At 50.0% G+C, this 22,957-nt stretch carries 23 protein-coding genes and 1 other RNA gene; 14 read left to right on the plus strand and 10 right to left on the minus strand.

The window, feature by feature from the left end:
- Positions 1-30: 30 nt before the first annotated feature.
- From BUC02_RS06535 to BUC02_RS06560, 6 genes are all read right to left on the minus strand, one after another.
- Entirely contained in the window at positions 31-1,452 is a 1,422-nt protein-coding gene (locus BUC02_RS06535; RefSeq protein ID WP_073320357.1) for a vWA domain-containing protein, read from the minus strand.
- A 168-nt stretch (positions 1,453-1,620) separates the two neighbouring features.
- Entirely contained in the window at positions 1,621-1,830 is a 210-nt protein-coding gene (locus BUC02_RS06540) for a hypothetical protein (protein WP_073320360.1), read from the minus strand.
- A 30-nt stretch (positions 1,831-1,860) separates the two neighbouring features.
- Positions 1,861-2,787 (minus strand): DUF4421 family protein, encoded by a 927-nt coding sequence (locus BUC02_RS06545; RefSeq protein WP_073320362.1) that lies wholly within the window; start codon positions 2,785-2,787, stop codon positions 1,861-1,863.
- A gap of 186 nt (positions 2,788-2,973) precedes the next feature.
- Complete coding sequence (locus tag BUC02_RS06550; protein WP_073320365.1) at positions 2,974-3,420, minus strand: GNAT family N-acetyltransferase; 447 nt, start codon at positions 3,418-3,420, stop codon at positions 2,974-2,976.
- 80 nt (positions 3,421-3,500) lie between these two features.
- Positions 3,501-3,797, minus strand: a complete 297-nt coding sequence (locus BUC02_RS06555) for a hypothetical protein (RefSeq protein WP_139261046.1) — start codon at positions 3,795-3,797, stop codon at positions 3,501-3,503.
- A 37-nt stretch (positions 3,798-3,834) separates the two neighbouring features.
- Positions 3,835-4,179 (minus strand): hypothetical protein, encoded by a 345-nt coding sequence (locus BUC02_RS06560; protein WP_073320371.1) that lies wholly within the window; start codon positions 4,177-4,179, stop codon positions 3,835-3,837.
- Between the two features lie 157 nt (positions 4,180-4,336).
- Here BUC02_RS06560 and BUC02_RS16140 point away from each other — a divergent pair, with 157 nt between their 5' ends.
- Both BUC02_RS16140 and BUC02_RS06570 read left to right on the plus strand, forming a co-directional pair.
- Positions 4,337-4,531: a hypothetical protein gene (locus BUC02_RS16140; protein ID WP_175549810.1), complete on the plus strand. Its 195-nt coding sequence runs from the start codon at positions 4,337-4,339 to the stop codon at positions 4,529-4,531.
- Positions 4,532-4,939: 408 nt separating this feature from the next.
- A complete protein-coding gene (locus tag BUC02_RS06570) occupies positions 4,940-6,043 on the plus strand; it encodes a PDDEXK nuclease domain-containing protein (protein WP_073320374.1) in 1,104 nt (367 codons plus the stop codon).
- A gap of 4 nt (positions 6,044-6,047) precedes the next feature.
- On the opposite strand, the gene BUC02_RS06575 is transcribed toward BUC02_RS06570, so the two are convergent.
- Both BUC02_RS06575 and BUC02_RS06580 read right to left on the minus strand, forming a co-directional pair.
- On the minus strand, positions 6,048-6,578 hold the full coding sequence (locus BUC02_RS06575; protein WP_073320377.1) for a GNAT family N-acetyltransferase: 531 nt from the start codon (positions 6,576-6,578) through the stop codon (positions 6,048-6,050).
- Between the two features lie 5 nt (positions 6,579-6,583).
- Positions 6,584-7,492: a hypothetical protein gene (locus BUC02_RS06580; RefSeq protein ID WP_073320380.1), complete on the minus strand. Its 909-nt coding sequence runs from the start codon at positions 7,490-7,492 to the stop codon at positions 6,584-6,586.
- 47 nt (positions 7,493-7,539) lie between these two features.
- Here BUC02_RS06580 and BUC02_RS06585 point away from each other — a divergent pair, with 47 nt between their 5' ends.
- The 12 genes from BUC02_RS06585 to BUC02_RS06640 all read left to right on the plus strand — a co-directional run bounded on the left by BUC02_RS06585 (position 7,540) and on the right by BUC02_RS06640 (position 19,812).
- The gene (locus tag BUC02_RS06585) at positions 7,540-8,250 is read left to right on the plus strand and encodes an SDR family oxidoreductase (RefSeq protein WP_073320383.1); all 711 of its coding nucleotides are present in this window, start codon (positions 7,540-7,542) and stop codon (positions 8,248-8,250) included.
- A 90-nt stretch (positions 8,251-8,340) separates the two neighbouring features.
- Positions 8,341-9,654: an ATP-binding protein gene (locus BUC02_RS06590; RefSeq protein WP_073320386.1), complete on the plus strand. Its 1,314-nt coding sequence runs from the start codon at positions 8,341-8,343 to the stop codon at positions 9,652-9,654.
- A 223-nt stretch (positions 9,655-9,877) separates the two neighbouring features.
- Entirely contained in the window at positions 9,878-10,300 is a 423-nt protein-coding gene (locus BUC02_RS06595; protein WP_073320389.1) for a DUF2442 domain-containing protein, read from the plus strand.
- A 92-nt stretch (positions 10,301-10,392) separates the two neighbouring features.
- On the plus strand, positions 10,393-11,553 hold the full coding sequence (locus BUC02_RS15660; RefSeq protein ID WP_139261047.1) for a fibrobacter succinogenes major paralogous domain-containing protein: 1,161 nt from the start codon (positions 10,393-10,395) through the stop codon (positions 11,551-11,553).
- 286 nt (positions 11,554-11,839) lie between these two features.
- Positions 11,840-13,318: a ketol-acid reductoisomerase gene (gene ilvC / locus BUC02_RS06605; RefSeq protein ID WP_073320395.1), complete on the plus strand. Its 1,479-nt coding sequence runs from the start codon at positions 11,840-11,842 to the stop codon at positions 13,316-13,318.
- A gap of 439 nt (positions 13,319-13,757) precedes the next feature.
- Complete coding sequence (locus BUC02_RS06610) at positions 13,758-14,324, plus strand: deoxycytidylate deaminase (protein WP_073320398.1); 567 nt, start codon at positions 13,758-13,760, stop codon at positions 14,322-14,324.
- Between the two features lie 235 nt (positions 14,325-14,559).
- The gene (locus BUC02_RS06615) at positions 14,560-15,504 is read left to right on the plus strand and encodes a TIGR02147 family protein (protein ID WP_083564451.1); all 945 of its coding nucleotides are present in this window, start codon (positions 14,560-14,562) and stop codon (positions 15,502-15,504) included.
- Entirely contained in the window at positions 15,497-17,185 is a 1,689-nt protein-coding gene (locus BUC02_RS06620) for a pectate lyase family protein (RefSeq protein WP_175549811.1), read from the plus strand. The genes BUC02_RS06615 and BUC02_RS06620 overlap by 8 nt, the downstream gene beginning before the upstream one ends.
- Positions 17,186-17,203: 18 nt before the next feature.
- Positions 17,204-17,521 (plus strand): hypothetical protein, encoded by a 318-nt coding sequence (locus BUC02_RS06625; protein ID WP_073320404.1) that lies wholly within the window; start codon positions 17,204-17,206, stop codon positions 17,519-17,521.
- Positions 17,522-17,580: 59 nt separating this feature from the next.
- Positions 17,581-18,918 carry a carboxylesterase family protein gene (locus tag BUC02_RS06630; RefSeq protein ID WP_073320407.1) on the plus strand — a complete coding sequence of 446 codons (1,338 nt, stop codon included), beginning with the start codon at positions 17,581-17,583 and terminating at the stop codon, positions 18,916-18,918.
- A gap of 66 nt (positions 18,919-18,984) precedes the next feature.
- An RNA gene (rnpB, locus tag BUC02_RS06635) (RNase P RNA component class A) lies at positions 18,985-19,356 on the plus strand.
- A 150-nt stretch (positions 19,357-19,506) separates the two neighbouring features.
- Positions 19,507-19,812 carry a hypothetical protein gene (locus BUC02_RS06640; RefSeq protein WP_088656974.1) on the plus strand — a complete coding sequence of 102 codons (306 nt, stop codon included), beginning with the start codon at positions 19,507-19,509 and terminating at the stop codon, positions 19,810-19,812.
- A 56-nt stretch (positions 19,813-19,868) separates the two neighbouring features.
- On the opposite strand, the gene BUC02_RS06645 is transcribed toward BUC02_RS06640, so the two are convergent.
- Entirely contained in the window at positions 19,869-21,917 is a 2,049-nt protein-coding gene (locus BUC02_RS06645; RefSeq protein ID WP_073320412.1) for an ATP-dependent DNA helicase RecG, read from the minus strand.
- 3 nt (positions 21,918-21,920) lie between these two features.
- Entirely contained in the window at positions 21,921-22,934 is a 1,014-nt protein-coding gene (locus BUC02_RS06650; protein WP_073320415.1) for an MlaD family protein, read from the minus strand.
- Positions 22,935-22,957: the final 23 nt, after the last annotated feature.

Raw genomic sequence — 22,957 nt, forward strand, 5'->3', positions numbered from 1 at the left:
GAGTGATAAAATGATTTTGTTCATTTCTAGTTATTCCACGTATTTTTTTATCAGTCGAATCATCAGGTCGGCGAGCTTTTCTACGTCGTGGTCGCCCACAGAAGCTTCGATATGCGAGTAACCGATGCCGCTGTCGTCGGTGAGGAACACGTAGGTGCCGCCCGTGATAATCTCGAAGAAACGCAACATGGATTCTGTGTCCTTGTCGACACCGCTTGCCGCTACGGGAATAAGCTTGATGCCATGCTTGGCGTAGAGGGTTATCGATTTCTGGAGGCTTTCGATGACGTCGTCCTGGTGGTGGGCGGGGGCGTCAAGAATCAAGAAGGCGATGCGTGCACGGGCCGATTCGTTCCAAGAGAATTTTTGCAGCGAGTTTTCAAGCGCGGTATGCACAGCTTCGGGGTAGTCGCCACCACCATTAGCATACTGTTCATCGATGAATGCTTGGGTGTTGGCGACGTTTGTGGAAAAATCCTTACCCAGGATGATATATTCGTCCTCCTCATCGCGGTAGAATTCCACTGCCGTACGTAATGCGACCTTGGTTTCAGAATGAGCGTGGTCTATGATGTATTTGAGGTCCGATTGGAGGAATCGGATTTCGTCGCCCATGGAACCGGTGGCGTCAACGATAAAGGCTATGTCTGCCTTGGCGTCGGCTTGCTTGGCGTCGCTTGTAACCACGTTCACTTTGAGCGAATCGTTGCCGATAGAGGTAAGCTTTACGGGGGCTTCTGATACTTCATCATTGATTTTCAACGAAAAATCTTCATCTTTAAAGACTTCTTCGGTGCCACCGTCAAACAGGTTTACCCAGCAGTAGGCATATCCCTTGTTATCGGTCTTCGTGGCGAAAACCTCATTATCCCCTTTCAATAGCTTTACCGAAACGTTGGCTAAGCCGGTGCCGTTTTCGTCTACCACTTGTACCGCTGCGAGATTGCGCGGGTCAAAATCCCAGTAGTCTGCCTTGGAGGCAAATTCGCCAGACATTATTTCTGTCCAGGAACTCCAATTGTCCAAATCGTTCCATTCGGAGGCCGTGAGGAGACCATAAGTCTTGCCGTTAAATCCGCCATCTCCTCCACCGGGGGCGTAGTCTATAGGAATGTACTCGTCGAGAACTGTCATGTCCGCGACTTCCCCGGGCACCATGACAGAAGTCGGTTCTGCGGTATAGACGGCGTCGACCATGCGAATGCCGCCTTCGTAAGATTCGCTTATGCCGTAATCGCTATAGGAAGGGTTGCCTTTTGTTTCGAAGGTAGCTCCGTCTTCGGTATCGACGGAGGACTTTTTATGCGTGGTTGTGTCAGACGGGGTCTCGTCTGCAATTTGGCCGTCGTCTTTGCCCGCGTCAATTGGATTTGCACTGGCGCTGTCGTCGCTGCAGGCCGCAAAAAACATGCTGAGCGCAAAACCTGCAGTCAATAAAAATCTGGATTTCATAGGGCCCCTCTTGTCGAAAAAAGATAACCGGGTCTCATAATGAGACCCTTATAAAACAAAATTAGTTCTTTTTCAGATAAAAAGAATACCTAAAAAACAACATGCAAAAACGCATGCTAAATGTCACAGGTTATTGCGAAATGGGTTAAATCCCCGAAACAATCGCCCTTAGAACGATTCGCCGTTCACAGTCCTGATGATGCCGTATTTCTTTTCGCTGTTGAAGGTGGGACCGCTGACTTTACCGTTTTTCATCTTTTCTTGCCTAGTTGCCCAGAAGTTATGATCCCATTGCAGGTAGAACTTGATGAACTTCTCTTCGGGGGCGTTTTTATTTACAGTGAAAGTGGCGTCACGGTAAAGGTCTTCGATGCGCATGCCCCTGAACAGGATGTGCTCCGAGTGCGGCTAGAACCTGCGTACCACAAGGATTTCGAAGGCAGATACGTATTTTTGCTCCAGATGTTCGCTAAACGCGATGGCGGAATATCCGCTTTTAAGAACGATGTTCCATGCCCATTTTTCCCCGATGTAGCCAAATGCGGTCTTTATGTCCGATTCGGGTAACAGCAGGTTGCCGTCGTTAGCGTGTTCGCGGCCGTATGCGATACCGACAACGCCCCAGAGGTTCCAGAAATACCCGTTGCTGAAAACGAAGGTGTAGGTGTACCCGACGTCACCCCAGATGGAGGTGATGTCGCGCTTGTCGTTTACGTAACCGAGCACTCCGTCGTTATCTTCGGCAATGTTTCGCTGCAGGCGCCCGCCAATAATCAGGCTCCCGGCAGATTTCTTTTGACGCCTGTCCAAAAAGTAGGCGCTCCTGGGGGCGAAAATTTCTTTCGCGGTCGCCATCCAGAGCATCGAGAAATACATGTCCGCAAACCAGAGATCAATGAATTCTTGCTCCTTTTCGCCGTCGCGTTCGACTTCCGTGGTAAAGCCGCTGTAAAAGCGGAGCTTTGCCGCAAGCCACCAGTTTCCCGGGAAAAAGTCGAGCCCTGTCTCGAAAGCCTGGGTGTCTGATTTTTCTTTTGAAGTGGTAAAAGGGAGACTGTACTTGAAATCGGCGGACACGTCCCACGAAATCCCGAATGTGGTAAACAGGTTGTCGTAACCGAAGCCGATGCCCACATTGATCGGGCGGTTCGAATTGAGCGTCGAGTTGTTGTAGGCGGAATTCCAGATGGCCACGAAATTGTAATCGCACAAGAAACGCAGCGAGAACCGTTCACGGAACTTGGAAACCGAGGGCTCGTCGCTGTCTTGCGCTTCGGCAAAGGCAAGCCCTGTGAACACCAGGGCAAACAGGAATATTTTCAGGACGCTCTTCATCGGGGGGTTTATTTTACGGGTACTTCGCTCCGGGAATATCCTTCAGGATTTCTTTCACGGAAAGAATATAAAAATGCCCAGCAGAACCCTCAAAACCATTTTTACGTATTTCATACATTTAATATAGGTTAAAAAGGCGGAAAGTCAAAAATTTTTTTGCCGCGAAGGAATGCTTAAAAGCTAATGTTAAATTGAAATTTTGATTTCAAACAGTTGGTTCGCAAGCCCGACCGTTGGTTCGAAATCGGCAATCTTCTTGAACCCGTATTTTTCGTATAGGCCGTGGTGCTCGCTTTTAAGATAAACTTTTTTGTAGCCGAGCCTTTGGGCGTAATCAAGCGCCGCGTCAATTAAGCTTTTGGATAGCCGCTCTCCCCGGAATTCTTCGCCAACGTAAACGAGGTTAATAAAGGGGCTGCAACTGAATTTCGCAGGAATGTTCCCGTTCTCCTCGAGAACGCAAAAGCCGACAACATCTTCACCGTGTACAGCAACGAAAATTTTTTCCCAGTCTAGGAAATCGTTTTTTGACATTCGCTCGGCTAAACGACGCCCCGGCTGCCATGGGCAATCTTTCGCGAAAGCGCGCGTCTTTTCCCACCATGGTTCATCTTTGTTGATCGCGATTATCATTGCTTGCCTCGGCTTTTAAAGAATCCCTATAGAACTTAACTAAACAAGATAAACCTCTTTTTGGACAATATACCACTTTTTCAAAGGTATAGTTTTCCCTCTGCTCGTAAAGAGCCCCTATAAGACTCGTCCATGATTTTCATGCACAGCGAGAACTTACCCTTTGCGTACGAGTTACAGAACTTACGTACCGACTGTTCGTCAGTGAATACTTTCCATGGAGCGTTAGCGTCGATTTCTTCTTTCTCGAGTTCGTTTATTATGTCAGGCCTGAGTTCACGACACGATGCTTCAACCTTGTCGTAAAAATCCGCAGCGGGTAATGTCTCGTAATCGGATCGGGTGACATCGAGCTCGTCGAAAAGCTCGTCACCCAAATATCTCTCTATCTTCTGTCCTAGCCACATGAATTATTTATAGAGAACGGCAATTACCGTACACGTCGACATACGGTGTATTGCCCTTGTTCCAGTAGTTACCAGCCGGACATTCAGGAACACATGTAGTTTCCCCGTTACTCCATGTTCTTATAGACGTTCCCCAAACGCATTTTCCATTTACCGGATAAATCTTCTTGTCGCGGGTACAGATTTCGACGAACTCGGCCGTTTCAAGAGTAGTACCGCAAAGCAACAATGCATTGCCTTCGTTATCGTACGGCTGTTGAATGACCGGCTGAGAAGAAGATTCAGGACTTACACCGTTTTCGGCGCATGCGCAAAGCATGATGCAGGCGATTGCGAAGATGATTTTTTTCATGTTTTACCTCGGCTCATAAAGAGCACCTATAAGACCTACTTTTTGAATATACCTTATTTTATGCGGGTTCGCAAGCGGCTTGACGCTAAAAAAATCAGAAAAATTGGATAAAATCCTGCGATTTGGGCCATTTTTTCGGAGCCCTGGTACTGCCGAAATGGCTGTAGATTTCCAGGAACTCTCTGTCTGTGACGCTCAGCAGGCAGACCGTGGAGCGGGGCTCGATTATATTGGCGATTCGTCGTCGGACGGCATTGTGCCTTTATTGCGCCGTGGATTCCGTAATCCCCGATGCTTCAGGGTGGCCACTGGATGCGGATTTCTTGAAGAAGATGAAACTCTAGTGGTTTGAAACTGGCGGCGTGCCCCTTGACTGAGAGTACGCATTTACTTATATTACAATCGTAATTCGATAATCCTCGCGACAGTCGACATAGACCATTCGGTCCGTACGTGCATTCGCGGCGGGGCCCATCAACCTTCTTGACGGTCCTGTTGGATAGCTGGTAGGAAAATACCCTACTCGGGTTCATTCGAAAGAGTGACAGGTAACGCCGGGGCTGCAACCACTTAGTGCTTTAGCACTTAGTGGGCCATGGTCCCCTTTAGGGGAGAAAGCCCTCGCCAACAGAATTGCAAGATTATCCCATTCCACGCAAATCGTGGAAACTCCATTACAAAGCAAAAAAGCAAGGGCGTATAGTGCATCGTTTATACGGTGTATTCGCACCGTTGTGCAACCATTTTTAAGAGGATATCTATGTCGAAAAAATCTATCAATATCTTGGACAAGGATTACATTCACTGGGTCAAGGAACTTTCTTCCCGTTATCGCAAGAGCCAGATCAAGGCGGCGGTGAAGGTAAATAGCGAAATGTTGCGCTACTACTGGGAATTGGGGCGCGATATTGTAACCAAGCAGGCCGAAAGCAAATGGGGCAGCGGCTTCATGAAGAATCTGAGCCGAGACTTAAAGGCTCAGATTCCCAGTGCCACTTGTTTTTCTCCCACGAACATTCTGTACATGAAGAACTTTTATCTTATGTATCGCCCCTATTTGGAAAATGCACCCAAGATCGGGGAACAAAAGGAAGATTTTCCAATTACTCAACAAGTTGTTGAGCAAATTGCCCATGACATCTTTTCAATTCCATGGGGACATCACGTTGTCTTAATGGACAAGTTCAAGGAAAATCCTCAAAAGGCCCTGTTTTTTGCCCGCCAGACGGTAGAAAATGGCTGGAGCCGTTCGTCCCTTTTGAATGCGCTTTCTTCCGATCTTTACGAGCGCCAGGGAAAGGCTTTGACGAATTTTGAACGGACTCTCCCCGCCGAAACAAGCGATTTGGCCCAGGAACTGACGAAAGATCCTTACAATTTCGCTTTTACGGGTATTACGGGCCGCTACAACGAAAAACTGCTGAAAGATAGCCTGCTGAACAATATTACCCGTTTTCTTGTGGAGTTGGGCACGGGATTTGCCTATGTCGGCAGGGAATATGGCATTATGGTAGGCGAAAGGGAAAAGTTCATGGATTTGCTTTTTTACAACCTGAATCTCTCTTGCTATGTCGTTGTCGAGGTGAAAATCGGGCGCTTTGAATTTGCCGATATCGGGCAATTGGGCGGATACATGGTGGCGTGCAACCACATCCTTAAAAAGGAAGGGCGCGACAACCCGACAATCGGTCTGCTGATTTGCAAGGAAAAGGACAAGGTGCAGGCGCAGTACGCTCTGGAATCAAGTACGCAACCTATCAGTATCTCTGAATACGAACTGGAGAAATTCTACCCTGAAAAGGTTGAAGGTACAATGCCCTCTATTGAGGAAATAGAGAAAAGATTGTGCGAAGAGCCGCTGTAAAATCTTACGGATACTTTGCTCCGGGAATATCCTTCAGGATTTCTTTCCAAAAGTCGCGGAATTCTTTTTCGGTGACGATGCCGCCTGCGGTGAGTAGGCGGTAGTGTTCGCCCTGCCAGTGGTATTCGACGGGAGCGGCGTCAAAGCCGTTGCGCAAGTAAAAATCGCGGCGGCGGTTCCTGCGTTCGAGTTCTTCGGCGTCCTTGGAATCTTCTTCGACTTCGATATCGACGACGATGCGCGTGTCGGGGTGTTGCCTGCGGATGGCTTGCAGAATTTTCGAGCCGTACCCGCGGCTGCGCAGTTCTGGAACGACGGCGAAATAGACGATGTTCGTGATGCTCCCGTATGAAATGGAATTTGAAAACCCGCAGAAAGTATCTCCATCAAAAAACGCCCAAAATTCCCGCTTGATTTTATCGTCGAGCAAGTGCTTTATCTGAATGCGTTCGTTGGCTGGAAATGCTGACTCGTACAGAGCCTTGACCTGCGGCAACCACGGTGATTTCTTTGTGACGTCAAAAAAATGGAGCATAAGAATTAGTCGTTGCTACAGCCCTTTGTTGGGTCGACATTTGAATCTTCTATAAGATTGTTAATTTTTTTTGCTATACGCTGCGCGTTGGGGTGAAATCCGTCAAGGTCAGGAAGGTTCAATTCTATTGCTGTCGCTTTTTTATTGTCAGCAAGTTCAATAGATAGGGATGGATGCAAGCATAGGTCCGTGAACCAACTGTATTCAATCTCTGGCTCGTAATAGGTGATTTCATCAATAATATCTTGGACCAGGTCTGGCGGCAAATCATTGCGATAACATGAATTGGTTTCTGATGTGTTGTTCCCGCTAAAACAACTCTCTTCTGTTTTTAGTGTGATGGAATCTTTATATACGGATATATTCGCTATGAGGCTGAGGCATTTGCCGCTACCCCAATCTTGAATAAAAATGTGAAGATTGATATCGCTATTTTTATCAGCCTCAGGATTGTTCGTGTAGAAATCATTTATGGAAAGTTCTTGGCGTTCCGTTTCAAATGCGAATCCATAAGCTCGATTGTACAAAAATTCAAGTCCTGATAGAATTAAGAAGAATGCGATAAATGAAATGGTGAGATAACAGGCCTTTCGTTTTTTTGTCTTTTGGCATGTGATGAAGTAAAATGTGGATAAAGGAAGGAATGCTATAGTCAGTCCACAAAAGTAGCATGCATAAATATAGAATGGTCGTACTTCGTATGAATCTTCTGTGGCATAAAGTGTTCCGACCGTAAGAGTCACTGCAATAAAAATGGCTGACAGAATTGAAACGACTCGTCCTGCAATAAGAAATGCCTTGCGGTGTTTGGTGGAAATGTTGACAAAAATGCCAAATACAAATGGAATAATGGCAAAAATGATAATAAGTACAATCTTTGCAATAATCGCGAATAACGGTTCTGTTGGTTCCATAGCTTTAAAAATACCTTTTTTGCGGTGAGAAAGGTATATTTACCGATATGAAATCGTTTGAAAATAAAGTGGTGGTGGTGACGGGCGGGGCGCACGGGATTGGTGCGACCGTCGTGAGTGAATTCGAGAAAGAGGGTGCGAAGGTCGCGTATATCGACATCCGCGAGAATCCTTGCTTTGTGGGGGACCTTTCCAAGAAGGATGTTCTTGAAAAATTTGCTCAGTTCGTTATCGAGAAATACGGCCACATGGATGTGCTGGTAAATAATGCGCTGCCGCTGATGAAGGGCATAGACGAGTGCAGTTACGAGGAATTCAGCTACGCGCTCGCCGTGGGCGTGACGGCTCCGTTCTACCTCGCAAAGCTTTTCGCACCGCATTTCGCGAAAGGTGCGAGCATTATAAACATTTCCTCGAGTCGCGACCGCATGAGCCAACCGCAAACGGAAAGCTATACGGCGGCGAAGGGCGGGATTGCAGCCCTCACCCATGCGCTGGCCGTGAGTTTTGCTGGTCGCGTGCGCGTGAATTCCATTTCGCCGGGCTGGATCGATACGGATTTCAAAACCTACGAAGGCCCCGATGCCACGCAGCAGCCCGCGGGCCGCGTCGGGAACCCCTTGGACATCGCGAACATGGTGCTTTACCTCGCAAGCGAAAAAGCCGGCTTTATTACCGGCGAAAACATCTGCATCGATGGCGGCATGACCCGCCAGATGGTCTACCACAACGATTGCGGCTGGAAATTCGAAGGGTAAAATGCGGAAAATGCGGAAGAGCTTGCTTTATTCATATGAAAAATGCAGAAACTATTGCAAAATTGATATGAATAATGTAGATTTTGGAGCATGGAACGCGAAATACTGAAAAATTTCATAGAATGGATGTCTGAGCCAGGGCGTAAGCCGCTGGTGGTGACCGGGGTACGTCAGTGCGGAAAAACCTACGCAATCAAGGATTTTGGGAACCGTTTTTTTGAAAATCTGGCGTATTTCAATTTCGAAGGAAATACTGCCCTGCAGTCCATCTTCGAGTACGATCTCGATGTCTCTCGCATTGTGATGGAACTGGAGCGCTATTCTAAGCAGAAAATTACGGATGGGAAGACGCTTGTCTTTTTCGACGAAATCCAGGCGTGCCCCAAGGCCATAACGAGCCTCAAGTATTTCTGCGAAGATCGTTCCGGGCTTCATGTGATTGCTGCTGGATCTCTCCTGGGAGTGGTTATCCGCAAGTCGGAAATTTCTTTCCCAGTGGGGAAGGTGGAACGTCTGCAGATGTTCCCCATGAGTTTTGAGGAATTCTTGATGGCGATTGATGACGGTCGGTCCTTGCTCGAAGGTCTTTCGAACTATGACCTGCGTCGTGCGCTGCCGGAAATGTACACCATTCCGCTACAGAATTATCTGAAACTTTATTATGTTGTCGGCGGCATGCCCGCTGCGGTGGCGTCGTTTGTACAGGAAAATGATTTTGAAAAAGTGGACCGAATCCTGAAAAACATTCTCTTGGATTATGGAGATGATTTTTCAAAGCATGCTCCGCCATCGGATATTCCGAAACTAGGGCTTATCTGGGATTCCGTTCCCAAGCAACTGGCAAAGGACAACAACAAGTTCATGTTCTCGCATGTGAAGGCGGGCAAGCGTGCTGCTGATTTGGAAGATGCGCTGCAATGGCTTTTTAATGCGGGACTTTTGCACAAACTAGAATGTGTGACGAATGCGGAACTGCCGCTATCGAACAATGCCAACGGCACGGTTTTCAAGGTCTATATGAGCGATGTCGGGTTACTGCGCGTGAAGTCTGGAATTGACGCCAGCACGATTCTTGAAGAAACACCGCTGTACGCCACTTTCAAAGGTGCGTTTACGGAAAACTATGTAATGAATGAACTTGTGAAGCAGGGGCTGCACCCTTATTTCTGGCGGTCCGAGAACAAGGCTGAACTCGATTTTCTGATTGAGATTAAAAACGAGTTGATGCCGATTGAAGTCAAGGCGGAAGAACACACGAAAGCGAAAAGCTATGGCGTCTTTTGCAAGAGGTTTTCGCCTAAGAAAGGATTCGTACTTTCGCAAAAGAATATCGCCGTGACGAATGACGGACAAACGGAAACGTTGCATTTACCGCTTTACCTATGCGGAAAGATTTTCCGTTGACCATGATGGCCGGCGGCGAACACTGGTTCCACACCACTATATTAATAAAACCATTTAAGGGTGTAAATTCTGTTATTTTTGCAAGATATACCCCCTTAACCTTGGTTTTTGTCTAGTAATAGTGAAGGAGTATGGCAATAAAAATATTTAACCTATTGACGGTTATTAAATAATAACCTATATTAATTATGCCGAAGATATTTGAAAGGGGTGGAATCTCTTTATGAACGAGATTACGGAAAAGGATGTAAAAAGGCTTTGGGTAGAAAAGGACGCTGTTTGCGTGGAACTGAAAGATGGCCGAATCGGGCGTGAACTCATCCGAGATTACGAACCGCTGCGGAAGGCTTCGCGAAAGCAGTTGGAGAACTGCCGCGTAGATTACGATGGCGTGTGGTTTGACGATCTGGACGAAGGCCTGGAACTTTCGGGATTCTTTTCGCCGAAAAAGACAAATCCCATTGGCCGCGTATTTTGGCTGTTCCCCGAACTTAACGCCTCGGCGTTTGCCCGCCGATTGGGGATCCCTCAGCCCCTGTTCGCCGCATACGTAAACGGAACGAAGAAACCCTCTTTGGCAAGGAAGAAACTCATTGACGAGGAACTCCGCCGTATTGGCAGGGAATTGCTGAAAACCGTGGCGTAGTTTTTGTCTTCTGTGAGGCCGCCTTTTTGTCGTTTTAGGCGAAATAAATTACATTTGTTGTGGATTTATTATATCGGCCTGCTGGAGGTTTTATGAAAAAGTTTTTTGTGGCATTGAGCATGGTGGCATTTGCGCTTGTCGGGTGCGATGACAGCTTGTCGGCATCTGCTGGGCCAAATGATGAGCCGGGCGTTGAATCGTCTTCTTCGGTTGAACGAGGTGTATCCTCCTCCGTCATTCCAGGCAACGATCCGGAATCTAGCAGTGAAAGGGCGAAGTCTTCATCCAGCGACACCCAGAGCGACGCAAAACAATCTAGTTCCAGCGAGAAGGATAAGTCCAGCAGTTCTGTTGATGTACAGTCTAGCTCCAGCGAAAAGTCAGTAAATTCTAGCAGTAGTGAGAATGAGGTTTCGTCAAGTTCGGAAAAGTCGGGTGCATCTTCAAGTTCAGGTGAAACGCCGAAAAGTTACGCCGAAGCGATGGTCATGCCATCGGGGACATACGACTGTTCCAAATACAGATGCTTCACGACAGAATACTTGAATCAGGAATTTCTTGAAGCGGGTAAATATGGGGAAATTTTAGATGAGCGTGATGGCCAGGTTTATAAGACAGTTCAGATTGGCGAACATATTTGGATGGCGGAGAACTTGAATTATGCGTACACTAGCGTTCCCTTTAACGTAACCTATACATATAGGGGCTTGGTTGGCTATGATGTCCTCAGCTACACCTCAGATTCCACTAGTTGGTGCTATAACGATTCGGCAGAATACTGCACCAAGTATGGCCGCCTTTATACCTGGGCTACTGCAATGGACAGTGTGGGAACGTGGTCTACGAACGGTAAGGGTTGTGGCTATGATAAGCCATGCTTGCCGACATATCCGGTGCGCGGTATTTGCCCCAAGGGGTGGCATTTGCCGGATACGACAGAGTGGAATATGCTTTTCATCGCAGCTGGAGGGGCGTCAATAGCAGGCATGATGCTCAAGTCTACTAGCGTTTGGTATGGCGGTAAAGGCACGGATGCTTATGGTTTTTCTGCATTGCCTGCTGGTGAAAGGTCCGACAATTATGGTTCTTTCGGTAGATATATGGATGATGGCGACTACGTGAATTTTTGGAGTTCAACTGAGGTCAATGACTATCGCGCGTGTGGATTGAGTTTGAACTACCATAATGAATATATGGTGTATTACATGGAAAAGAACTATTATGGATTATCTGTTCGTTGTGTAAAAGACTAGGTTCGCCTAGCTGCGGGCCCTAAGGCGGAGGAAGATAAGTCTCCGAGCGAACATTCCGGAACGGCCATGTGAGTGAGGAGAGCTTAATACTCATAGAGCATAACTCAACTAAGGCAACAAGTTGCCAAGTTTCGTATATCTCTGGAGCCGTGGGCGTTTTGATTTTGGGTTTTCGGGGAATTCTTCCCCCTTCAAACCAATCTTTTTCCTGTCTACTTCCTACTTCCTACTTCCTACTTTACTAAATTTTCCCCCGGAACAATTTTATTTAACAGAGGTTCAAAAAATGAATTATTTCAATTCTATCCCTATGCGTCGCCAACTCGAAGAAATTGGCCACTGCCGTTTCATGGAACATTCTGAATTCAGCCGTGGTGTTGAAGCCCTCAAGGGCAAGAAGATCGTGTTCGTCGGTTGCGGTGCCCAGGGTCTCCATCAGGGGCTTGACCTGCGCGATAGCGGCCTCGACGTCTCTTACACGCTCCGCAAGGAAGCCATCGAACAGAAGCGCCAGTCCTGGAAGAACGCTACTGAAAACGGCTTCAAGGTCGGTACCTACGAAGAAATGATTCCGGATGCAGACCTCGTTTGCAACCTCACACCGGACAAGCAGCACCACAATGTGATCCCGGCCATCATGAAGCTCATGAAGAAGGGCGCCGCCCTCTCTTACAGCCACGGCTTCAACATCGTTGAAGAAGGCCAGGAAATCCGTAAGGACATCACGGTGATCATGGTCGCCCCGAAGGGCCCGGGTTCCGAAGTCCGTAGCGAATACGTTCGCGGTTTCGGTATGCCCTGCCTTATCGCTGTGCACCCGGAAAACGACCCCGAAGGCAAGGGCTGGGACTACGCCAAGGCTTACGCCGCTGGCCTCCATGCCGACCGTCCGGGCGTTCTCGAAAGCTCTTTCGTCGCCGAAGTGAAGTCCGACCTCATGGGCGAACAGACCATCCTTTGCGGTATGCTCCAGACCGGCACCATCCTCTGCTACGACAAGATGGTGAAGGATTTCGGCGTTGAACCGGCTTACGCGGTCAAGCTGCTCCAGTACGGCTGGGAAACCATTTCCGAAGCCCTGAAGCACGGCGGCATCACCAACATGATGGACCGTCTCTCCAACCCGGCCAAGATCCGCGCCACGGAACTCGCCGAAAAGATGAAGAAGATCATGAAGCCGCTCTACTGCGAACACCAGGACAACATCATCTCCGGCAAGTTCTCCAGCACCATGATGGTCGACTGGGAAGCCGGCGACAAGGATTTGCTCAAGTGGCGTGGCGAAACGGGCGAGCTCGAATTCGAAAAGGTCGAAGCTACCGACAAGGTGATCACCGAACAGGAATACTTCGACCGCGGCGTTCTCATGACCGCCATGATCAAGGCCGGTGTGGAACTCGCATTCGAAACCATGTGCTCCGTGGGCATCAAGCCGATGAGCGCCTACTACGAATCTCTCCACGAGACTCCGCTTATCGCGAACCTCATCGCTCGTAAGAAGTTGTACGAAATGAACCGCGTGATCAGCGACACCGCCGAATACGGTTGCTACCTGTTCGCCAACAAGTGCGTGCCTCTGCTCGCCGACTTCATGAAGAACGAAGTGAAGAAGGACGACATCGGCGCTATCTACGGCGAAGGCAAGACCACCGCTGTGGATAACGAAGAACTCATCAAGGTGAACAAGAGCATCCGTCAGCATCCGGTGGAAGAAGTCGGTGCTTGGCTGCGCGAACGCATGTCCGGCATGACCCGCGTCGTCTAAGCTTCGCATAACTTCGTTGCGGTTGCGCTCACGTACGTTTTAGTACGCTACGCGCAACCACGCCTCGTTCTGCTCGCTTATACTTAGCGGATAAATATTCACGTACGTTTGTGAGCAATAAAGCGCCTCGTATTAACGAGGCGTTTTTTGCGAGAGTGAGGCGATGTCGTAGGTACCTATTTGCTGTAGAGCCGAACGGTCTCGTTAGTACGCTACGCCAAATCGTTCTTTGTCTTGCTCGGTTCCACTTAGCGGGATAAAGAGTGATGCTACGGGGGCTCGCGCCTTGTCTCACTCGCTTATACTTAGCGGGATGAAAATTGAAGAAGTCCGTCGGGTACGCGCCCGGCGGGCTTTTTCTGTATTCGAACTTTCAATAGCCTGCAAACCACTGTTTACTGCCTACTTCCTACAGTCTACTCTTACTATATTATCTCACATGAACAATTCTCAATCTCGCAGCAAGCTTCGTGACGAAGTCTATACCCAGATGATGTGCGCGCAGGCGCGCCTTTCTAAAGACCAGAATACCCAGATGGGGGCGGTGCTGGTGAGTGCCGACGGTCGCGTGATCAGCACAGGCTACAATGGCGCTCCGGCTGGTTTCGACGACGAGACGGTGCCGTACACCCGCGAAAAGCAACTGCTGGCGTACGATTTGCTGGATGCCGATTCGGGCGAGCTCTTGAGCCACCACGAGTTCGAGGCGAACAAGTACCCGTTCATGGTTCACGCCGAAATCAACGCGTTGCACTATGCCCGCGGCAAAGTTCCTCCGGGATCGAAGCTTTACGTGATTGGTTTTCCGTGCGAACGCTGCGCCCTGGATGTGAGCCTTTCGGGCGTTGCCGAAGTGTTCGTGACCAAGGACGATTACGACCCGAAGTCCACGCTGAACAACAGCCGCGACACGGCTTACTACATGTTTGCGCAGGCGGGAATTATCGTGACGCTGTGCGGCAAACGCATCCGCCCGGTGGTTTCGAAGCCGTTAAATAGAGCTTAGAACTTAGATCGCTGCTCCCCATAGAGGATAACTCAACTATAGAGCTAAAGTTCTAAGTTTCGTATAGTTGCAGAACTTAGGTTATTTCTTTTTTCTAAGCTCTAAGTTCTGTCAACTAAGTTCTTTTATGTACTGTAGACATTTTTATTTAAAAAATGTAGACTTTTAGGCGAAATATTTATTATATTGATAACCGGGAGCCTTTTGCGCTCGGTTTTTTTTATGGATTTTTAATATGGTGAATCTTTTTGAATACTTGAACTACCGCGAATTTTTGCGTGACGCCTATGAAGAGCGCCATAAGGGCGATTGGCGTTTTAGCCACCGCTATATTGCCGACCGTGCCGGGTTCGATGCGTCGATGTTCAACAAGATTCTGCAGGGCAAGCGTAACCTGACCAGCCGTCTGGTTTCGGTGTTTGCCGATATCTTTTGCAATGATGACCGCGAAAAGGCCTACTTTGCCGACATGGTGGCGTTCAACCAGGCGAAGAACCATTCCGAAAGCCGTCAGTACCTGGAAAAGCTGGTGGCCACCAAGGAATGCAAGGTCGAAAATGTGGCCAAGGATCAGTTTGAATACTTTGACCACTGGTACCATGCGGTCATTCGCGAACTGGTAACTTTTTACCCGTATGTGGGCGATGACGCGGCACTCGGCTTGATGGTGCGTCCGCCGATTACGGCCTCGCAGGTTAAGTCTTCGATTGCGCTCTTGGAACGTTTGTCGATGATCAAGAAGAACGAGGTGACGGGCTTTTACGAACAGACGCAGGGACTGATTTCGAGCGGGTCTGAATCTTTCAGTACGGCGGTCAACTCTTACATCCAGCAGAACTTGAATGTGGCGCAAGACGCCATGGACCGCTTCGACAGAAATGAACGAAACCTGTCGACGCTTGCGTTTGCCTGTGACGAGGACACCTATAAGGAATTGGTAGAAATGGTGCGCCGTTTTCGCCGTGAAATTCTCGCGAAGGTGGGGCAGTGTGCAAAGCCTAATCGGGTATTCCAGCTCGGCATGCAGCTGTTTCCGCTTTCGGACCCGTATCCGCCTCCGCAGCGCCGCGGGCGCAAGCGCCGTATTCGCGGTATGGAAATGACGAACGGCGACGAATTAGAAGTTGCCGGTGATGATATCGCCGGTGAAAATGCCGAAGGGGGTGCGGACAATGCTTAAGAGAAAATCTTTATATGCAGTTCTAGCTCCCGTGGTGGCGGGAATGCTTTGCAGTAGCTTTGTGGGCTGCTCTGAACGTCGCGATGTCGCGGGCGGTACCGAAGCCGAATCGACGATCGCGTTGCAGATTCAGTTGGCAAGCGGTAAGCCAGCCGCTTATAGCCGTGTGCGTGCGCTCCCGGAAGGTTTTTTACCCGAAGGCAACCGCGTGGTGCCTTGGCTCGAAACGAATGATTCGGGTTTTGTCAAGATTCCGATGGAACCGGGTTCTTACACGGTGGAGGCTCGCCATGTCGATGGAACAGTGGCAACAGGCGCCATCCGCAGCGTAGACTTGGAGAAAAAGTCGGCCGCTAGAATCGATACGGTCAAGCTCGGCGAACTTTCTTCGATTGAAGGCTACGTGATGCTCGGTGATTCGATGCCGGTGGTCCGTATTGCGGGCCTTGACCGCTACGTGATTCCGGACAGTACGGGGCATTTTGTGATTGACTCGCTCCCGGTGGGCGATTTTGACGTGCAAATCGGCGACCCGCAAGAGGTTTATTCGGCCAAGGTGCAGTCGACGACGGGCGATACCTTGTATGTAGACTGCTCTGATTCCACTTCAAGCATTAATGTGGTCAAGCCTAAGGAAACGGCTGCAAGTGAATATCCCGATGCCGACTGGAACGAACACGATGCCTTGATTAAGTTGGCCGACGGCTATGCTGTAGGCGTGCTCGGTGCTGCGGGCGTTACCGATTCTGCGGGCAATATCAGCAAGCAGAAGGGCGAAGTCTGTATTGTGACCACAACCGAAGACTACATTATTGTCGAAGACACGACCAGTACGGATTCGGCGTCAACGACGGCGGTGATTGCACCGGGGTCGCTCCGTGAATGTGCTTACAAGGAAGGCCCGGTATGGGTGCTTTTCGAAAAAGATGGCACTTATAACCTGCAGGCTCCGCTCCGTTTGAAGTCCGACAAGACATTCGATGGCCGCGGTCGCGATATCCGCATTTCGGGCATGGGTGTGCTTACCGATGCTTCAAGCAACTTGATCTTTGAAAATCTGACCTTTACGGCGCCGTCTATTACAGCGCAAGATACGACCTCTCGCCGCGCCCTTTCGATCCATAACCGTACGCATCATGTGTGGGTGGACCATTGCACCTTCGAGGAATACCCGCTGGTGGAATTCGATGTGAAGCGCTGCTCGCATAATGTCACGATTTCTTGGTCTCGTTTTGAAAATGCTCAGACGGGTGTGCTGTTCGGACTTGCCGGCGATATCATTATGGATACGGCCCAAAGCCTGACAATGCATCACAATTACTTCGAGGGGCTCTCTCGCGACGGAATTCTTGCTCATGGAGGCAAACTTCATGCCTACAACAACTTCTTCTACTCTTTAGATTTGTCGGGCGTGGTATGTTCAGATTCCGCTACCTGCCTGATAGAAAAGAACATCTTCAATAACGAAATGCCTGTGACGTTATACCGCTGGTATTACGAAGACGGTGCTCCGGTGGATTCTACGGTGGGCTTTGCCGACATGGAATCCAACTGGCATACCGCTGGCGGCGAAGATTTCATTACCGATGCTCGCGGCTACAAGCCCGACTACAAGTATACGGCTGATTCCGCCGATGCAGAGCTTGCTTTAAGAGTCAAGAAGCAAAGCGGAGCCCAGTAATTTTCTACTTTAGCGGTCATGAAAGAAAAACTCCCGGCTTTCCTGTTCATGCTTGCAATCCCGCTGTCGATTGTCCTCTACCTCAAGGTAGAGGCGGCCTCGGGTTCCGAAATCGTGGCGCTCTTGTCGGCGGTAGCTTGCTACCTGGTTGTTTTCTTCTTGCTGGCGCTGTTTTTTAATTCCCGTGCGAAAGATGCCGACGGCAAGGCCGTATCCGCTTTGGATAACTTGTTCGCAGAAAAGAAGACAAAGGCTGAACTTGCCCGCGAACAAATCTTACGCAAGCAAAAGGAACTGGAGGCTAAAAAGGCGTCGGAAAATAAACCGAATCCTTAATTGTACGATTGCAGACAAAATTATCTCCTTTAGCTATATTTGGCGTGTAAGGAGATTATATGAAGAAGATTGCCCTTTTCTTAGCCAGCGCGGTAGCCTTTGCCGGTGCCGCAGAACGTTACAAAGACCGCATGTTTGACGTCTCGGTCAAGAGAGATGTCATTTATGCCTCTAACGTAAAACACCTCAAGACACTCAATTCCATCTCGACTGCGATTATTACGTATGCCGTTTTGAACGATGGCATGCCTGTCTACCTGTTTGATAACGAGACTGACCTTAAGGAAGTCAGTTTGAAGATGGATATTTATCAGCCGAAAAACGATACTGAAAAGAAACGCCCGGCTGTTTTGGTGATGCATGGCGGTGCCTTTGCGGCAGGCTCCAAGAACGATTATGACCAGCACACGGTGACTTATTGCGACTCTCTGGCAGCCCGTGGTTTTGTGACTGCGGCGGTGGAGTATCGCCTGGGGATTACGGCTGTCATCAAGGACAAGGCGCTCACTATCGATAGCCTCGATTTCTCGAGAACGGTGTATCGTGGAATCCAGGATATCCGTGCCGCAGTCCGTTACGTTAGGTCGAACGCCGACGAATTGGGCATTGACCCGAATCGCATTTACCTGATTGGCAATAGCGCAGGCGCAATCCTTTCGCTCGAAAACATTTACATGGACAAGGAATCCGAAATTCCGCCGGCAGCAAAGAATGCTCCGGATTTGGGCGGACTCGATGCTTATGGTGTGCAGGGCTATGGTTCTCAGGCGAATGCCGTGGCGGCCTTGTGGGGCGCTGTGCATGATCCGAAAATTATCGAAGACGTGAAAAAGCCGGTTCTCTTGGTTCATGGTAAAGCCGACAGTACGGTCGTCTTTAAGACAGGACGCCCGCTGAGTAACATTGCCGCCGTTCTTGAAAACTTGATGCCTGCGACTGCGGCATCGGTTGGCGCGCTTGCATTCCATGTGGCGACTCCGACCCTTTACGGTAGCTATGTGATTGACTCGGTGCTTACGGCAAACAACGTGGAACATGACACCTACTTTGTCGATGGCCAACCCCATGAATTTTATGATTACGAAGATTATGACGTGAAGGTACAAAAGAAAGTCTTTGACTTCCTTTATGACTTGACCCAGAAACCTGCAAGCGCCGACCGTATTGTGGTGGCTTTGGTTAAGCCGTCTGCACTCCGTATGGGCGAAAACAACATGAGCTTTACGGTGTCGAAGGGTAGCGACCTCGCTTACGCCGTGACGGATTTGCGTGGCCGTATGGTGAAAAACGGCGTGGTTTCTGCAGGAGAAACGGTGGATTTTGCTGACCTTGAACGCGGTGTGTATGTGCTGCGCGTAAAGGGTGAACGTGCCATCCGATTCGGTATTTCTCGCTAAAAAACGTCAAATTTCAAACTTTTTGAAGCGCCCTTTCATTTCGAGGGGCGTTTTTCTATATTTGGGGTGGGGTGGCGGATGGCCGCCGGCAGCAATGCTGGAGGAAAGTCCGGGCACCGCAGGGCAGGATGCTGGATAACGTCCAGGCGTGGAAACACGACAGAAAGTGCAACAGAAAGTAAACCGCCGGCCGCAAGGCAGGTAAGGGTGAAATGGCGAGGTAAGAGCTCACCGCGCTCCTGGTGACAGGAGTGGCATGGTAAACCTCATCCGGTGCAAGACCAAGCAGAATTCCGTTCACGCAAGTGAACCTGGGGCGGCCCGCACCAGCTGGAATTCGGGTAGGTTGCTTGAGGCGGTCGGTAACGATTCGTCCAGAGAGATGGTCATCGCCTTCGCAAGAAGGAACAAAACCCGGCTTACAACTGCCCCTTATTTGAATGCCTCCGCTAACAGCGGAGGCATTCTCCGACTAGGGAAGGCTCCGCCCTCCCTAAAACCCTCCTTTCCCATTGCAAAAATACAACAATCGCGAAAGCGCTCGTTGTATTTTATCTTATATTTGCATTATAACGTACGGGAAATATTTTGAATAAAGAAAAACTGAGTAAATTGATTCTGCGCATTGAGGCAACCATTGGCGTAATCGCCATGCTCATGGGAACAATCCTTACGGTTGCCGTTTGGAACGAGGGTTACTTTGTGGGCGCTATGATGATGATTGTCACGGGTGCAATCAGCGTATTCCTCGGGTTCAAGGAACTGGTGCAGCCGAGCGACCATGTGTTCCACTGGTTGCCGCTGTTCTATAAGATTGTGCGCCGTTCGTTCTTTTTTTTGAATGCGGTGCTGGTCGGGCTTGTCATTTTGACGGTCGCCCCGATGCTAGAATAGTACGAAATTCCTTTCGTCTTTCGTCTGTAGGCACGAAGTGCCGTTCTCTCGTCTAATTAATGCACGCCGTCTTCGTTGGCGGATTTCTTTTCGCTATACCACAGCTGGATTTTTTCGCGGGCGTCTTCATCAAAGGCGTCTTTGTCTTTTAGAATGTTTTCTGCCATCTGTAAGGTTTGCGCAATGAGTTCCTGGTCGGCAATCCAGTCGAACCAGCGGAATACCCAGCTGCCGCTCTGTTCGTTGCCTTCCAGATTGCCGGCGCCGCGAGTCTGCAAGTCGAGTTCTGCGATTTCAAAGCCGTCGTCGGTGTGGCTGAATTGGGTGAGGCGTTCCAGCGAATTTTCGGCAGCTTCGCCATCGGGCAACATCAAGAAGCACCAGGCCTGCTGATCGCCACGGCCAACGCGTCCGCGCAACTGGTGCAGTTGCGCAAGCCCGAAACGGTCCGGCTGATCGATAGCCATAATGTTTGCTTCGGGCACATTCACGCCGACTTCGATGACGGTTGTGGCCACAAGAATATGGACTTCTCCGGCGGCGAACCGCTTTAAAATGCCGTCGCGCTGCTCTTCGTCCATTTGACCGTGAATGCCTTCTACCACGACGCTGGAATCAAAGGCGCGGAGTTCGTTGACCACATCTTCGACACTGCGGGCGTTGCCTTCGTCGTCGCTTCCGACGCGGCTTACAATCCAGTAGCACAAGTTTCCGCCCTTCGCCTCGCTGCAAATGAATTTCTTCATGTCGCCGCGCTTGTCGGGGCTTACAAGGCGCGTCTTCACGGGCTTTCGGCCTGCGGGCTTTTCTTTAATTGAAATCACCTGCAAGTCGCCGTACATGGTCATGGCGAGGCTTCGGGGAATCGGGGTGGCGCTCATCACGAGCATGTCGGGATATTCGCCCTTCGAAAGCAGTGCTTCGCGCTGGTTTACGCCAAAGCGGTGCTGTTCGTCGATAATCACGAACCCGAGCTTGGCAAAAGTCACATCCTTCGAGAACAGCGCATGCGTGCCAATCACCGCTTGGCAAAGTCCCATTTGCAGTTCACCCAGAATCTGGCGTTTCTCGGCGGCGGGGGTCGCCCCAACTAAAAGTTGAATGCGCATTCCTGCGGCCTCGAAAAACGGTTTCATCTGCTTAAAGTGTTGCCTGGCCAAAATGTCGGTCGGCACCATCAATGCGCATTGCTCGCCAGCGCCGCACACGGCCAGCATGGCGAGCAGGGCGACCACCGTCTTGCCGCAGCCCACATCGCCTTGCAATAAGGCGTGGAACTGCTTTTTGCCGTTCAGGCCGTCAATGATGCGGTTCAGCGCCGCATCCTGCCCGCCGGTCAAATTGAACGGCAAGCGCGACTTGGCGAGCATGACCTGGCCCAAGTCAATTTGCCTTTCGTGCCCGCGAACCTTCTGGTTCTCGCGCCGCTTCACCATGCGTAAGCAGAAGGGGAGCAGTTCCAAAACCTTGAGCTCCCGCTTCGCCTTGCGAATCGAATCGAAGTCGGCGGGCTTGTGCAGAATGCGCAAATCGTCTATGACGGGCTTGTAATGCAGGTAATCGGTGAGTTCCCTCGGGCAAATTCCCGAAAGCGTAAGCGCCGGGAAATGGAAAATCACGCTGAACCAGTTGCGAAGCGCCCTTTGCGTAATGCGGGCCTTGATCATCGCCTCGGTCATGGAATACACCGGCAGAATCTGGCCGCAGAACTCTTCGTCTTCGTCCATGGGCTGCATGTCGGGGTGCGTCATCTGGAATCCGCGGTATTCGCCAACGACGCCTGTGGCAAGCCAGCGGGTTCCCGGTTTCAGACGCTTGCTCTGGTACTGCGCGCCCTGAAAAAACGTAAGCGTCAGTTCACCGGTGCCGTCGGCCAAGGTTGCCACATAGCGGCTGCCGCGCCCACGAATAATCCCTCCGCGCAAAATCTTTCCGATCACCACCACGCGGTCGCCCACGTGCAGGTTCCCGATGGCGGTCACCTTGGTCTGGTCCAGGTAGGTGCGGGGAATGTTGAATAGAAAATCGGCAAGCGAAATGATACCCGCAGACTTGAGGGCCTCGAGACTCTTTGGACCCATCTTGGGAAGGTTGTTCAAGTCCATGGCTTACTTTGCTTCGCTCTGGGCCTTTTCTTTTTGGGCCTGTTCAGCACGTTCGCGCGCCTTCACGCGGGCCGTCTTTCCGACAAGGTTCAAGTTCTTCCAGGTGAAGGGCTTGATCGGGTTGCCGTTTTCGTCAAGCATCTTGATACCCTTGGTATCGATGGCGCGTACGATTTCGTTCAGCTTGTTGACCAATTCGTTCACCTTGTCGACCATTTCGGAAGAATACAGAATCTTGCTGTATACAGGGTCCGCTTCGATGGTGTTGATCAACTCGTTTGTCTTTGTGGCGCCTTCCGAAATCTGCTTCATGGCGTTTTCGGCAAGAGCAATCTTTTCGTTAATGGTACCGGTTACGGTTTCGATAGCTGAATCGGCCTGGTTTGCAACCATGTGCAAGTTGCGGCTAGCGACATCGGCCTGATTGAACAGGTTGTTCAATGCCGGTTGCAAAGTCTGGAGAGTCCTTTCGGTGTTCGACAGCGCCATTTCGATATTTTGAATGACGTATTCCACCAAGGCGCTTGCAGAACGGTGTGTCGAGTCGCCGTTTGCCACCAGGTATACAATATGGCGGATCGTTTCGACCTGTTCGTTCACGTTTTCGATATAGCGCAACACTTCGGCAATACCCGGTTCAAAATGCCCCGTGTGGATGTAGCTTTCGGGGAGCACCTTGCCTGTCTTGGACGGAATGATTTCGAGCCTGCGCTGGCCCATGATCGCATGGTTGATGTTGTTGAATTGGGTGCCTTCGCGAATCACGATAGGTTCGTTGAACTTGATTTCAACGCGGGCGCGGTCGCCGAGCCACAGGACCTTGCCAATCGTTCCGACCGTGTAGCCGCGGATCATCACCTGATCTTCGGGTTGCAGGGAACCGAGCTCGTCGAAATCGACCTGAATAATGGATGATTCCTCATGATGGGCATCCCACATGCAATAAGCGATGAGGGCGAACAGCCCAAACAACGCTACCAGCGAAATGTAACCCAATGCACGATCGGAAATCTTCATGGCCGAGAATATAGTAAAAAATG

Source organism: Fibrobacter sp. UWOV1, from assembly GCF_900142495.1.
Lineage (GTDB): Bacteria > Fibrobacterota > Fibrobacteria > Fibrobacterales > Fibrobacteraceae > Fibrobacter.